The 13,944-nt window shown below is 61.3% G+C and carries 12 protein-coding genes; 4 read left to right on the top strand and 8 right to left on the bottom strand.

Annotated features, from left to right (window positions below; translation table 11 throughout):
• Positions 1–54: 54 nt before the first annotated feature.
• Positions 55–1,611, bottom strand: coding sequence for a circularly permuted type 2 ATP-grasp protein (locus QEH68_RS10860; RefSeq protein ID WP_207593549.1), 1,557 nt, complete (start codon positions 1,609–1,611; stop codon positions 55–57).
• Between the two features lie 111 nt (positions 1,612–1,722).
• Here QEH68_RS10860 and QEH68_RS10855 point away from each other — a divergent pair, with 111 nt between their 5' ends.
• Together QEH68_RS10855 and pepN are read left to right on the top strand one after the other, a co-directional pair.
• Positions 1,723–2,760, top strand: a complete 1,038-nt coding sequence (locus QEH68_RS10855; RefSeq protein ID WP_280627950.1) for a putative sulfate exporter family transporter — start codon at positions 1,723–1,725, stop codon at positions 2,758–2,760.
• Positions 2,761–2,764: 4 nt separating this feature from the next.
• Positions 2,765–5,371, top strand: a complete 2,607-nt coding sequence (pepN, locus tag QEH68_RS10850) for an aminopeptidase N (RefSeq protein WP_280627949.1) — start codon at positions 2,765–2,767, stop codon at positions 5,369–5,371.
• Positions 5,372–5,385: 14 nt separating this feature from the next.
• On the opposite strand, the gene QEH68_RS10845 is transcribed toward pepN, so the two are convergent.
• From QEH68_RS10845 to QEH68_RS10825, 5 genes are all read right to left on the bottom strand, one after another.
• Complete coding sequence (locus QEH68_RS10845) at positions 5,386–6,486, bottom strand: biotin/lipoate A/B protein ligase family protein (protein WP_280627948.1); 1,101 nt, start codon at positions 6,484–6,486, stop codon at positions 5,386–5,388.
• An 84-nt stretch (positions 6,487–6,570) separates the two neighbouring features.
• Complete coding sequence (locus QEH68_RS10840) at positions 6,571–6,828, bottom strand: type B 50S ribosomal protein L31 (protein WP_017200906.1); 258 nt, start codon at positions 6,826–6,828, stop codon at positions 6,571–6,573.
• Positions 6,829–6,971: 143 nt separating this feature from the next.
• Positions 6,972–7,781 carry an RNA methyltransferase gene (locus QEH68_RS10835; RefSeq protein ID WP_280627947.1) on the bottom strand — a complete coding sequence of 270 codons (810 nt, stop codon included), beginning with the start codon at positions 7,779–7,781 and terminating at the stop codon, positions 6,972–6,974.
• 7 nt (positions 7,782–7,788) lie between these two features.
• The gene (locus QEH68_RS10830) at positions 7,789–8,574 is read right to left on the bottom strand and encodes a sulfite exporter TauE/SafE family protein (RefSeq protein ID WP_207593544.1); all 786 of its coding nucleotides are present in this window, start codon (positions 8,572–8,574) and stop codon (positions 7,789–7,791) included.
• Positions 8,575–8,593: 19 nt separating this feature from the next.
• Entirely contained in the window at positions 8,594–9,379 is a 786-nt protein-coding gene (locus QEH68_RS10825; RefSeq protein ID WP_207593543.1) for an ABC transporter ATP-binding protein, read from the bottom strand.
• A 111-nt stretch (positions 9,380–9,490) separates the two neighbouring features.
• Here QEH68_RS10825 and serB point away from each other — a divergent pair, with 111 nt between their 5' ends.
• Positions 9,491–10,384, top strand: coding sequence for a phosphoserine phosphatase SerB (gene serB / locus QEH68_RS10820; protein ID WP_280627946.1), 894 nt, complete (start codon positions 9,491–9,493; stop codon positions 10,382–10,384).
• A 316-nt stretch (positions 10,385–10,700) separates the two neighbouring features.
• Positions 10,701–11,297, top strand: coding sequence for a hypothetical protein (locus QEH68_RS10815; RefSeq protein WP_280627945.1), 597 nt, complete (start codon positions 10,701–10,703; stop codon positions 11,295–11,297).
• Positions 11,298–11,374: 77 nt separating this feature from the next.
• On the opposite strand, the gene QEH68_RS10810 is transcribed toward QEH68_RS10815, so the two are convergent.
• The gene (locus QEH68_RS10810; RefSeq protein ID WP_280627944.1) at positions 11,375–12,877 is read right to left on the bottom strand and encodes a sugar ABC transporter ATP-binding protein; all 1,503 of its coding nucleotides are present in this window, start codon (positions 12,875–12,877) and stop codon (positions 11,375–11,377) included.
• A gap of 268 nt (positions 12,878–13,145) precedes the next feature.
• Entirely contained in the window at positions 13,146–13,898 is a 753-nt protein-coding gene (locus tag QEH68_RS10805) for an SDR family oxidoreductase (RefSeq protein WP_207593540.1), read from the bottom strand.
• Positions 13,899–13,944 lie beyond the last annotated feature (46 nt).

The raw sequence follows: 13,944 nt of genomic DNA, 5'->3' as shown, positions 1-13,944 counted from the left end.
GAACTGCCTCCTTCGAGGGGTGCAGGTCGAAGTTCAAGTGGTGGTGGATCGGGGTCACTGTTGCTGCTCCGTTTGGCGGTCACGCCAATTGCTTTCGACGGGCCATACAGAGACCTGTTCACGGACGGTGACGGACTGGCGCGGGATGACCTCGGCGGGCAGCTTCGGCGAGTCGGCCAACACCCAGGTGTCCTTGGAGCCGCCGCCCTGGCTGGAGTTCACTATCAAGGAACCTTCCTTGAGTGCCACCCTGGTCAGTCCGCCGGGGAGGACCCAGACGTCGTCGCCGTCGTTGACAGCGAAGGGACGGAGGTCAACGTGACGGGGTCCGAATTTGTCCCCGGAAAGCGTCGGCACGGTTGACAGCTGCAGGACAGGCTGCGCGATCCATCCGCGCGGATCGGCAATAACCCGTTTGCGCAGGGCATCGAGTTCGTCCTTCGTGGCATCAGGTCCTATGACCAGTCCCTTGCCGCCTGAACCGTCCACGGGCTTCACCACCAGTTCGTCAAGGCGGTCCAGCACATGCTCCCTGGCTTCCTTTTCCTCAAGCCGGAAAGTGTCAACGTTGGCGATGATCGGCTCTTCGTGAAGGTAGTACCGGATCAGGTCAGGGACGTAACTGTACACGAGCTTGTCATCAGCTACGCCGTTGCCCACAGCGTTGGCTATTGTCACTCCCCCGGCACGTGCGGCATTGACCAGGCCAGGGCAACCCAGCATGGAATCGGAACGGAACTGGAGCGGATCAAGGAAGTCGTCATCGATGCGCTTGTAGATGACGTCCACGCGTTGTTCGCCCGCAGTGGTCCGCATGTAGACCCGGTTGCCGCGGCAGATGAGGTCGCGGCCTTCCACCAGTTCCACGCCCATGAGGCCGGCAAGGAGCGTGTGTTCAAAGTAGGCGCTGTTGAACACGCCGGGCGTCAGGACAACCACCGTAGGATCGTCCACGCCCGCGGGAGCTGTCTTACGGAGTGCTGAGAGAAGCCGCCGGGGATATTCCTCCACAGGACGGATGTGTTGCTGGCCGAAAGCCTCTGGAAGGCCCTTGGCCATCGCCCGGCGATTCTCCAGAACGTAGCTGACGCCGGAGGGAACGCGGACGTTGTCCTCAAGCACCCTGAAGGTCCCGGCAGCATCACGGACGACGTCGATGCCCGAGACATGGACACGCACACCGCCGGATGGTTCGAATCCATGGACTGCCCGGTGGAAGTGTGCGCTGGTGGTGACGAGTTGCCGGGGGATCACGCCATCGGTGACTACCGCCATGCGTCCATAGACGTCGTTGAGGAAAGCCTCCAGTGCTTTGACCCGCTGGGCTACCCCGCGTTCCAGGACGTCCCATTCGTCGGCAGGGATAACGCGGGGAACGATGTCCAGCGGGAACGGGCGCTCCTCCCCCGCATAGTCGAAGGTGACTCCGCGGTCCAGGAACGTGCGCGCCATGGAGTCGGCCCGGGCGGTCACATCGGCCAGGGACAGCTCCCGCAAGGCGCCGGAAACCTGACCGTAGGATTTTCTGGCAACGTGGCCGGGGGCAAACATCTCGTCATAGGCGCCGCTGCGGGCAGCGGCCTCGGAGTAATCCTGGAATAGGTCAGACATGGGAATTAGACAATCACCTTTTTGAGTCGAGCGCATTACGCACTGATTGTGTCGCGGTTTCCGGATGCTCCCGGTTCGCCTTTCCGTGCCCCCATCCGGCAGGGTTATGGCATGCCCTTCAACAGTCTTACGCCCCAGCTGTCCCGGCTGGGGCCCGGGTTGGTCCTGAGCATCGCCGCTACGGGTCTTGCCTTCGCAATCCACGCCGTGTTTCCGGCGGTTCCGGCCATGACGCTCGCTGTCGCCTTGGGCTTACTCTCAGCAAATATACCGGGGACGGCTGTCCTCACGGCGGGGCGCGCCCGCCAGGGGCTCGACTTCGCGGGGAAACACTTCATGCGTGCAGGCATTATCTTGCTGGGACTCAAGGTCAGCATGGGCGATGTCCTTGGACTTGGATGGGTGGCACTGCTGCTGATCGCCGGGGTGGTCCTGGTGAGCTTCGCAGGAACGTATGGCCTGGCCCGCTTGTTGCGTCTCCCTCGCGAGGCGGCGTTGTTGATTGCCACAGGCTTTTCCATCTGCGGCGCATCGGCTATCGGGGCCATGGCTGCAGTGCGGCGGATCAGGCACCAGGACACGGTCCTGCCAGTAGCGCTGGTGACCCTCTGCGGCACGTTGGCCATTGGGGTTCTTCCCCTGCTCATGCACCCCTTGGGCCTCAGCCCTGGGCAGTTCGGTGCATGGACAGGGGCCTCCGTCCATGACGTCGGCCAGGTGGTAGCCACCGCCCAAACCGCCGGGACTTCGGCGTTGGCAATCGCCGTCGTCGTGAAATTGACCAGGGTTGTCCTGCTGGCACCGATAGCAGCCACCGCGGGGCTTCATCAGCGGATTCTCCATGTCCGGGAACGCGCCAATGGAACGGCCGGAATGGAGAGCAGGTTTCCGCCGATTGTCCCTCTGTTCGTGGTGGGCTTCCTCGCGTTGGTGGCCGTACGGTCGTTGGGCTGGGCCCCGCCGGTGGCCATGGAGATCGCGGCAGCGGTCCAGGACATTCTGCTGGCGACGGCGCTCTTTGGACTGGGCTCAGCCGTGCGCATACGGACCCTGATCCACACCGGAGGGCGGGCTGTTCTGGTAGCCCTGGGCTCCTGGCTGCTCATCGCATCGCTGGGCCTGGGCGCCGCCTTGATCATGATTAGATAGCTGTGTGTCGAATCACAATCTATCGCGCGATGAAGCCGCTACCCGTTCAGCCCTGATCACCACCCACAGCTACGACGTCACCCTCGATGTCCGCGACGCGGAAGATCCCGCCGTCTCCGGTTATCCGAGTGTCAGCACCATCACTTTCTCCGCTGAGCCTGGCTCTGCCACCTTCCTGGATTTCATCCATGGCGGCGTGCAGTCCGTGGTGCTGAACGGCCAGGCGTTGGACGTCGGATCGGTGGTGGACCGCGACAGGATCACCCTGGCCGGACTGGCAGCCGAGAACACGGTCACCGTAACCGGAACAGGGCTTTACAGCCGCTCAGGCGAGGGCATGCACCGGTTTGTTGATCCCGCCGATGGACAGTGCTATCTCTACACCCAGTACGAACCTGCGGACAGCCGCCGGGTCTTCGCCAACTTCGAACAGCCGGACCTCAAGGCCGAATTTACGTTCCACGTGATCGCTCCGGCAAACTGGGAAGTTGCGTCCAACGGAGTTGAGGAACTGCGGACACCGGAGGCCGGTGACACCCGCGCCGCGCGCTGGGATTTCGCCACAACCCAACGCATGTCCACGTACATCACCACCGTCCTCGCGGGACCCTACTTCAAGGCAACTGACCACTGGGGCGTAACGCTCGACGACGACACCCGCCTTGACGTGCCGCTGGCACTTTTCTGCAGGGCCTCGTTGGCGGACTCCTTCGATGCCGGAGAACTGTTCCGGTTGACCAAGAGCGGGCTGGCCTTCTTCAACGACCTCTTCGACTACCCCTACCCGTGGGGTAAGTATGACCAGGCCTTCGTGCCCGAATACAACCTCGGAGCCATGGAAAATCCCGGGTTGGTCACATTCACGGAAAAGTATGTCTACGCCTCCCGCGCCACCGATGCCCAGTACCAGGCCCGTGCGAACACCTTGATGCACGAGATGGCCCACATGTGGTTCGGCGACCTCGTGACCATGAACTGGTGGGACGATCTCTGGCTCAAGGAGTCGTTCGCCGACTACATGGGGACACTTGGCGTGGACCGTGCCACCGATTGGGACACCGCATGGGTGAACTTCGCCAATAAGCGTAAAGCCTGGGCCTATGTCCAGGACCAGCTGCCCACCACGCACCCGATTGTGGCCGACATCCCGGACCTTGAAGCAGCCAAGCAGAACTTTGACGGGATCACCTATGCCAAGGGCGCTTCGGTACTGAAACAACTGGTGGCCTACGTAGGCTTTGATGCCTTCATTGCCGGCTCCCGTCAGTACTTCCGGGACCATGCGTTCGGCAATACCTCTCTCCAGGACCTCCTCCGCGCACTCAGCACCGCATCAGGAAGGGACCTTGGAGACTGGGCCCGTCAATGGCTTCAGACGTCCGGCATCTCCACGATTTCGGCAGAAATCGTGGACGACAACGGCGTCTTTGGCGCCGTGACGCTTCGGCAGGATGCTATTGACCCCATCACGGGACATCAGGAACTCCGACCTCACCGGTTGCGGTTGGGCCTGTACGACGCTGATGCTTCGGGCCGGCTCGTCCGGTCCGAAAGCCATGAGGTGGACGTGACAGGGCCCAGCACGTTGGTGCCCCAACTGAACGGCAAGCGCCGTCCAGCCCTGCTTCTGGTCAACGATGATGACCTGAGCTACGCCAAGGTCCGCCTGGATCCGGATTCCGAACACACGGTCCGGACGTCGCTCGACAAAATCACCGATCCCATGGCCCGCGCCCTCTGCTGGACCGCATTGTGGGATTCTGCCCGCGACGGTGTGACGCCCGCCGTGCGCTACGTGGCCGCAGTAGAGCAGTTTGCCTCCTCGGAGACCGGCATTGGGGTCCTGTTGAACGTGCTTGGCAATGCCTCCGGCGCCATTAAACGCTACGTTCCGGCGGCAGCCCGTGAAGGGGTACGCAAGGATTTCCTCGCAGTCGTGGCGGCCAGGATGAAGGCAGCAGCCCCCGGCTCAGACCAACAACTGGCATGGGCCAGGACCTTGGCAGACGTGTCCCGGCATGGGGACACTGAACTTCCTTTGCTGCGCGGAATCCTGGAAGGCAACATTGTCATTGACGGACTTGCGGTGGACGCAGAACTGCGGTGGAGCTTCTGGCAGGCCCTGTCCGCCCAAGGCCAGGCGTCACGTGCCGAACTGGACCGGGAACTGCAGGCCGATACCACAGCGTCCGGCAGGGAGGGCCATGCTATGGCATCGGCTGCCGTGCCGGATGCCTCAGTCAAGGCAGCTGCGTGGGATTCCATGGTTAACAGCCCTGGGCTGTCCAACGAGATCCTGAGCGCGACAATCACGGGTTTCTCCACGGCCCCAGGGTTCCTGTTGGAACCGTATGTGGAACGCTACTTCGACTGTCTCGAGCAGGTATGGGCGGAACGCAGCATCGAGATTGCCGGCAGGATTGTGCGCGGATTGTTCCCGGGCGCCCAGGACTTGAGCGAGGGCATGCAGCCCGCCGAACATCCGGTGCTGGTACGGACGGATGCTTGGCTGAAGGCGCATGCTGACGCTCCCCGCGCCCTGCGCCGGATAGTCATCGAGCAGCGAAGCCACTTGCTGCGGGCACTCACGGCACAGGCCGCCGTGGGGTAGTTCCCACCGGCCGGCTACGGAACCCGGTTCAACCATTCGTCGGTGCCGAACTTGGCCTCTACACGTTTCCTGGCCTCACCGAGCTCGGCCTCGGTGAGGCGGGACTCTTCGGCGCCATAGCGTTCCGCGAAGACCTCCTGCATGGCCGCGAGGATAGCCGCGCGGGCGAGACCCGTTTGGCGTCGAAGCGGATCAACACGCTTCTTGGCGCTCCGCGTCCCCTTGTCCGAGAGTTTTTCCTTGCCGATGCGAAGAACATCCACCATTTTGTCGGCATCGATGTCGTAGCTCATGGTGACGTGGTGCAGCATGCCACCGTTCGCCAGGCGCTTCTGGGCTGCGCCCCCGATCTTGCCTTGTTCGGTAGCGATGTCATTGAGGGGAACGTAGAAAGCCGTGATGCCCAGTTTCTCCAAGGCTGCCATCACCCAGGCATCCAGGAAAGCATAGGAGTCGGCAAAACTGATGCCGTCCACCAAGGTCTGGGGCAGGTAGAGCGAATAGGTGATGCAATTGCCGGCTTCCATGAACATGGCGCCGCCACCGCTGATGCGTCGCACCACGGTTATGCCGTGGCGGGCTACACCCTCCGGGTCCACCTCGTTGCGTACCGACTGGAAGCTGCCTATCACCACGGATGGCTCCTCCCAGTCCCAGAAGCGCAGCGTAGGATTGCGCAATCCGGCGCCTACCTCTTCAGTGAGGACCTCGTCCAGGGCGACGTTCAGCTGGGTGGGCAGCACGGACGGCGGGATGACGTCCCACTGGTGGTCCGCCCAGCTGGTGGCTTTGGCCAGTGCACGGCGGACGGTGACAGCTACGGCTTCCGCGGAGAACCCAAACAGGACGGCATCCTTGGGCAGCCCGGCCGTGACGGCTGCGGCGATGTCTGCTGCCGTTGAGCTGTCCGGAAGTCCGGTGAGTGAGGCGTTGATGGCCTGCAGGGCTTCGTCCGGTTCAAGGAAGAAGTCACCGCTCAGCGAGACGTTGGCGTACTTCCCCGCCACGACGTCCAGGTCAACCACCACCAGTTTTCCGCCGGGAACTTTATATTCGCCGTGAAAGGGGTGGTCGGCGTCGTTGAGGGTGGGTCGCTGCCCAGGGCTGGAAGTCATGCGTTCCATCTTGCCGGAAAACGCAAAGGCCCGCATCGCCGGAGATCCAGCAATGCGGGCCTTGAAAGCCTTGGGGTGAAGTGGTTACTTCTTGCCGCCGAAGCCCTTGAAGCGGGCGTTGAAGCGCTCGACGCGGCCAGCGGAGTCCATGATGCGCTGCTTGCCCGTGTAGAACGGGTGGGACTCCGAAGAGATTTCGACGTCGATAACCGGGTAGGTGTTTCCGTCTTCCCACTCGATGGTCTTCGAGGAAGACACGGTGGACTTGGTCAGGAACTGCGTACCGGAAGCCAGGTCGTTGAAAACAACAGCTTCGTACTTCGGGTGGATATCAGACTTCATAATGGGACCTTTTGTTCACGCAACTGGATTTTGCCAGTTGCCAGGTATGAATGGAGGTGGTCCGGTTGCTGCAGGATGAATAATCCAGCTGCCGGGCCAACAACCAATCATAGCGGAAAGCGCCCCGCCAGACGAACCGCCGGTCAGTCCCGTGGGCGGAGTTCCCAGAAGGCCACCGCCGAGGCAGCGGCGACGTTGAGTGAGTCAACGCCGGCACGCATGGGAATCTTGACTGCGAGGTCCGCCGCGGCCAACGTGTCCTGGCTCATGCCGGCACCCTCTGTACCGAGCACCAAGGACAGTTTGGAATATTGCTTCGCCGCAAGATCATCCAGATCCACCGCGTCCTCGGTCAACTCCATTGCTGCCACGGTGAAGCCTTGCTCCTTGAGGCGGAACAAGTCGTCAGGCCAGCTTTCCAGGCGTGCCCAGGGAACCTGGAAGACCGTTCCCATGCTGACCCGGACACTTCGCCTGTAGAGCGGATCTCCACAGCGTGGAGAGACCAGGACAGCGTCCACGCCAAGTGCAGCAGCGGACCTGAAGATGGCTCCCACGTTGGTGTGGTCAACAATGTCCTCGAGCACGGCCACGCGCCGCGCGTTGGCCAGCAGCACTTCCAGGGGAACAGGGGCCGGCCGGTGCATTGCCGCCATTGCACCGCGGTGCAGGTGGAATCCCGTGATTTCCTCCAGCAAGGCAGCCTTGCCGATAAACACCGGAACGTCCGGATATGCCTGGAAAACGTCGTCGAGGTCTTCCATCCACTTCTCTGCCAGGAAAAAGGAGCGGGGCTGGTGCCCGGCCGCCAGTGCCCTGCGCAGGACCCTGGAGGATTCGGCGATATACATGCCTTCTTCCGGCTCGCGCAACTTCCGCAGGTGCACATCGGTGAGGGTGGTGTAGTCCGTCACGCGCGGATCATCCGCGGACTCAAGGTAGTGGAATGTCACCGGGTGATTATTTCAGCAGGTTGGCGATCATGAAGCCCAGGGCCACTATCCCCAGGGTGAAGATGACGGCCCTGAGGACGCGCGGGGACAACTTCCGGCCAACCTTTGATCCCACCAAGCCGCCGATGGTGGAGCTCACGGCAATGAGGAGGACCACCAGCCATTCGATGCGGTCGAAAGCAAAAATCAGGTAGGAGATTGCTGCCACCATGTTGACACCGAGCACCAGGATGTTCTTCATGGCGTTGGCATTTTGCATGGTTCCCGTGAGGAACACACCGAGGATGCCTACCAGCAAGATCCCTTGCGCCGCCACGAAATAGCCACCGTAGACGCCGGCGAGGTAGACAAGCACCACCAGGAGGATGCCGTGGCTGCGGTCCCGGATGGCATGTTCGGGGTTTTGTTCCCTGCTGCGCACCCAGGCCTGCAGCTTGGGCTGGAACAGCACCATCAGGAGCGCCAGGACAAGCAGGACGGGCGCTACGTAGTGGAAGACTTTCTCCGGCAGATGCAGCAACAGCCAAGCACCGGTGATGCCGCCCAGCAGTGAGGCCGGCAGCAGCTTCATCAGCTGCCGTCCCCTGCCGGCCAACTCGCGGCGGTAACCCCACGCCCCTGCTGCTGTGCCAGCCACCAGGCCCATGGCGTTGCTCATGGACGCAACCACGGGTGTGATGCCGATGGCGATGAGCACGGGGAAGGTCACCAGCGTGCCGGAGCCGACTACCGCGTTGATGGTGCCGGCCCACAAGCCGGCAAAAAAGACCAGGATGCTGCTAAGAATCTCCACTGTTGGCTACCGGACCGCTCTAGCGGCGGGCGGTGGCAGTGTAACGGCCACCGTTTTCCGAGACATCCAGGGCAAGGCCGAACGTGGTGCTCAGGTGTTCGTCGGTGAGTACTTCCTTGATGGGGCCGGCAGCGACCACTCCACCTTCGCGAAGCAGCATGGCGTGGGTGAACCCTGGAGGCACTTCTTCAAGGTGGTGGGTGACCAGCACCATGGCGGGTGCGGCTTCGTCGCCGGCCAACTCGCCGAGCTTGTGGACCAGTTCCTCCCGGCCGCCGAGGTCCAGGCCCGCAGCCGGTTCATCCAAGAGCAACAGTTCGGGGTCCGTCATGAGGGCGCGGGCAATCTGCACACGCTTGCGCTCCCCTTCGGACAACGTGGCAAAGGTCCGGTTGAGCAGCGGGCCCATCCCCCAGTCGTTCAGCAGCCCAAAGGCGCGACGTTCGTCGTCGCGCTCGTAGCCCTCACGCCACCGTCCGGTAACACCGTAGGCGGCGGTAACCACCACGTTCAGGACGTTCTCGTGCTCGGGAATCTGGGTAGCAAGTGCGGCCGAGGAGAGTCCGATCCGGGGGCGGAGTTCAAAGACGTCAACGCGACCCAGGACCTCATCCAGGATCCCGGCCTTTCCGCTGCTGGGGTGGAGCCGGGCTGCGGCAATTTGGAGAAGGGTGGTCTTGCCTGCGCCGTTCGGTCCCAGAATGACCCAGCGCTCCCCTTCGTTGACCTGCCAGTCAACCTTGTCCAGCAGGGTCTTCTTGCCTCGGACAACGCTGACGGAAGCCAATTCCAGAACATCACTCATAGCAGTAGACACTAGGACAAAAATCCATATGACTGATAACCGGTCACGTAGCAGTGTTTGCCAGTCGAAATGAATTCGGGCGGACAGGAAGTGCTCAGTAGGATTGACGCCATGACTTCGAACTTGGCTGCAGTCAGCTATGGCGTGCATTTGTCCCCCGAATCCCTCGTTGGCCTTCGGAGGGTACTTGCTGACGCCGGCGTCGAGGTGTCATCGGAATCACAGGGTGGCGATCATCGTTTCAGTGTCATGACGGCCGGTCTTGCTGCGGGCACGGAGACGTTGGCGGATCTTGCAACCGTTCGGCGGCACGTTGCTGCGGCAGCCAGTGACGGCTTTGATACAGCCATTGTTCCCGAGGGCCTGCGCCAGGCCACCCGGAAGCTCCTCATCATGGATGTCGATTCCACGCTGATCCAGCAGGAAGTCATTGAATTGCTGGCAGCCCACGCAGGCAAGCGCGAGGAAGTCGCTGCTGTCACCGAGGCCGCCATGCGCGGTGAATTGGACTTCGCCCAGAGTCTCCATGCCCGGGTTGCCGTGCTCGCAGGGTTGCCCGTGGCGGTCGTCGAGTCAGTCCGGCAAGAGGTGCGCCTCAGCCTTGGTGCTGCAGAACTCGTCGCCGCCTTCAAGGAAGCAGGCCACGTTGTTGCCGTGGTGTCCGGCGGCTTCAACCAGATTCTTCGTCCCATTGCCGCAGACCTTGGACTGGACCATTGGATCGCCAATGAGCTCGAAATCATCGACGGCGTGTTGACGGGCAAGGTGCTTGGCGCTGTGATCGACCGGGCGGCCAAAGAGAAGTACTTGCGTGAGTGGGCAGCAGCGGAGAGCATCAGTCTTGAGCACACCATCGCAGTGGGCGACGGCGCCAATGACCTGGACATGCTCAGTGCGGCAGGAATTGGTATTGCGTTCAATGCCAAACCAGCAGTTCGTGCGGTAGCGGACGCTGCAATCAACATGCCTTACCTTGACGCCGTACGGCACATCGCCAACGTCTGACTCCTGCTGTGCCCACGCCGCGGTGACCCGCGGCCAGCTGCACTTTGCTGCAGTCCGCTTCAGCGCGCCCAAAAACAAGTGATGCCTCATCTGCACTCCCTGGTTGTCTGTCGCGTGAAACAACAATGTGTATTTCGTGACGCGATTATTCTGACTGTTTATCAAATCGTCATTAATAGCACATTCTTTGCCAAGGATTCGATGGAAATGAACGCTCTTTCCGTTATCCCCGTAATTCATGTGTAGAGTGAAAAACTCGACGAAGAAATCCGTAGAACATACGGCAGTCTGAATGACGGAAGTGCAGGGTCAGTAAGTGAACCGTTCGGAGCGTACGTGGAAATGGTGGAAACGCAGCGCAGGATTTGAACCCCTTCCAACACCGCTCCACGAGATCATTCGCGAGCGGCACCCTGACGCGGTGGCAACGGGGATGGCTCCCAACCAATGGGATTCCGGCCCCGGCGCGCCCGCCTACCAGGAAGTTCCGTCCGTCTATTTCATGGCTGCCAGTGATGAAACCACAGAACAGGAAGAACTGATCATGAGCTCACTTGACGAAGCTACGAAAGAACTGCTCGCCATAGAAGGCGCCACGGGTGCGGCCATTGTTGACTACACCAGCGGAATGGCGCTGGCGCAGGGCGGCAACCCAGGCTTCGATCTGGGCGTCGCTGCTGCCGGAAACTCCAATGTTGTCAGCTCCAAGCTCCGAACCATGGCCGACCTTGGACTGGACAGCTCCATCGAGGACGTCCTCATCACCCTGGATTCGCAGTACCACCTCATCAATGTCCTGAACTCGGCGGGGTCCAAGGGGCTCTTTGTCTACCTCGTGCTGGACCGGACCTATGCCAACCTGGCGCTGGCACGGCACAAGCTCAATAACATCGCCAAGGCCATCGCCATCTGATCTCCGGTGCTAACCGTGGGGGCGGCTGCGAATATCGCAGCCGCCCCCCCATTCATTCGCCGGTGTTTCAGGAAGCGTCAGACTTTCGCGCGGCGGGCCGCGCTGCCCCCCGATTCGAACTTGACGCCCAGCATATGGTGCACCAAAACATCCTCATTGGTATTGGCGTTGGCCTCAATGGTGACAAGTTCCCCGTCCCGCATGACACCAATCCGGTGGCACCAGTTGACCATCTCCGAGAGGTCTGAGGACAGGAGAATGATGGCGACACCAGTCTTGCTGAGCTGCGTCAACATCTTGTACACAACCTCTTTGGCTCCAACGTCAATCCCGCGGCTGGGATGACTGAGAATCAGGACGTCACAGTCGCTGGAGATCCATCGGGCCAGTTCCACCTTCTGGCGGTCGCCGCCGGACAAAGTGGAGAGGGCGCCCTGGATGTTGGTGGTGTTGATGCGCATGCGGTGCACAACGTCAGCCACATTCCTCAGGTGGGTGATCTCATCCCGAAGGTTTTCAGCGCCCGCCCCGGCGCCCTGATGAAGCCCTTCCGCAATGCTCGTCCCAGGACCAAGGGTAAAGGCCGCATCCGGCGAGTAACCGATCTTCAACCGCTGCGCGTCCTGGGGCCCGCGGATTTGGACGTGGGTTCCGTTCACGTAGATCTCTCCCGACGTGCAGGGGCGGATACCCGCCAGGGCTGATATCAGTTGATAGACGCCCGATCTGTGGGTTCCTGCCAGTCCGAAAATTTCGCCTTTGGCCACACTGAAGCTCGCATCACGGACTTTCTCCTCCACGCTGAGGTGGGAGATCCGCAAGGCCTCTCCCCCGGCCGCAGGGCCGGAGGGCCGGGAAATCCGCTCCAGTTCCTGCTGCAGCAGGAGGAAGGCAAGTTCGTCGACGTCGGTCTTGCTGGCCTCCACGATCTTGTGCACCTTACCGTCGCGCATAACAGCAATGCGGTGGGCTATGGAACGGACCTCATCAAGGCGGTGGGTGATGTAGATGATGGCCCGGCCCTGCCGTGTGAGCATTCTCAGGACCTGATGCAAAACCGCGACATCGTGGTCCGGAAGTGACGCGGCCACTTCGTCCATGATCACCAGTTGGGCTTCCTCGGCCACCATCCGGAGTACCTCCACCAAGGCCTGCTCGGCTCGAATCAGCGTTCCGACCCTCGCGTCGGGGTCCATGGTGATACCAATGTCCCGGATGAGCTTGCCCGCTTGATCGCGGAGTTCCGCGTGTGGCCGGCCCGACTGGAAGGTTCCGCGAAAGATGGCTTCGGTGATGGTCAGTTCCGGGTCTATGTGGAAGTTCTGGGGAATATGCCCCACTCCGCAAGCCTGCGCTTCTGCGATGGAATCCGGCATGTATTTTTCACCCGCCAGGGTGATCCGTCCATGGTCGTGCTTGACGGAACCGGCCAGGACGCCCATCAGGGTGGTCTTGCCGGCGCCGTTGGTCCCAATCAACCCCAGAATCTCGCCGCGATGCAACGAAAGCCCCACACCTTTGAGGATGCGCCGTTGATCATACGACGCGTGAATATCATCAGCATCTAATAACAGGTCCAAAGAAGCTCCTAAGGCATGCATAAACCCTCTCATTGTGGTTTACGCAACGTGCTGACAACTACGTGCGAGGCTGCCTTGGAGAGTCAACCAGAAGAATTCTTATAATGCAAAGCCATTTATTCGAAACGACTAGTCGCATTTCGTGACGCAAAAAACCAGATAATTTACCAAAATGATACTTCAAAGCGTGGGTGACTATTGCGCTGTTGTGGCGTTAAACAGCTGTGGCCCGGGAACAGGTCCCGGGCCGCAGCTGTGGTGGTATTTGCTACTCGGCAGTCTTGCCGAAGTAATCGGCTCCGCCAACGTATTCCGTGTGTCCGGATTCGACGTCCGCGGTGACCATCTTCGCAACCTCGGCAGCGAATTCCTCCACGGAGTAAAGCTTGCCGGCCTCGGCGCGGCGCGCTTCGATGGCTCCAGGGTTGGAGCGATCCAGCAGGGTCGCAGTCACTGTGCCCTCGATCATGTCACCGGAGACCACCACCAGCGAGATGCCCTTGTCCGCGAGGTGGGGAATCAGTTCACGCAGTGCGTCCTCACCGGCGCGCTTGCTCTTCGCGACGGGCTCGTACTCCGGCATGGTGGGAACAGTCTCCACAAAATGCGCCTGGTGGCTGGTCACGAAAACGACGCGTGAACCCTCAGGCATGAGCGGAACGGCTGCGTTGAGCATATTGACCTGGGCATCACGGTTCAGTTTGAGGGCGTAACCCTCTTCCATGCCCGATTCCATGCCGCCTGACGCGTTCAGCACCAAGACGTCAAGGGATCCGAACTCCTCCATGGCTTTGCTGGCAAGGGCGTGCACGCCTTCATCGGTGGTCAGGTCAGCGCCCACGGCAGCCGCGCGGCCGCCTGCTTCCTGGATGCCCGCCACTACCTTGTTGGCGCGGGGCGCCTTCTGCCGGTAATTAACGACGACGGCGGCACCCTCGCCCGCGAGGATCTTGGCAACTTCGGCGCCAATTCCGCGGGAAGATCCCGTGACGATGGCGGTCTTGTTATCCAGCGTTCCCATTCATGCTCCTTTTGTTCACTTCATCCAAATTCCGTGGCCTCGCCTT

This window comes from Paenarthrobacter sp. OM7, assembly GCF_029873575.1.
Classification (GTDB): Bacteria; Actinomycetota; Actinomycetes; order Actinomycetales; family Micrococcaceae; genus Arthrobacter.
The sequence above is the reverse complement of the archived record's forward strand: the minus strand, read 5'-3'. Positions and strand labels throughout refer to the sequence as shown.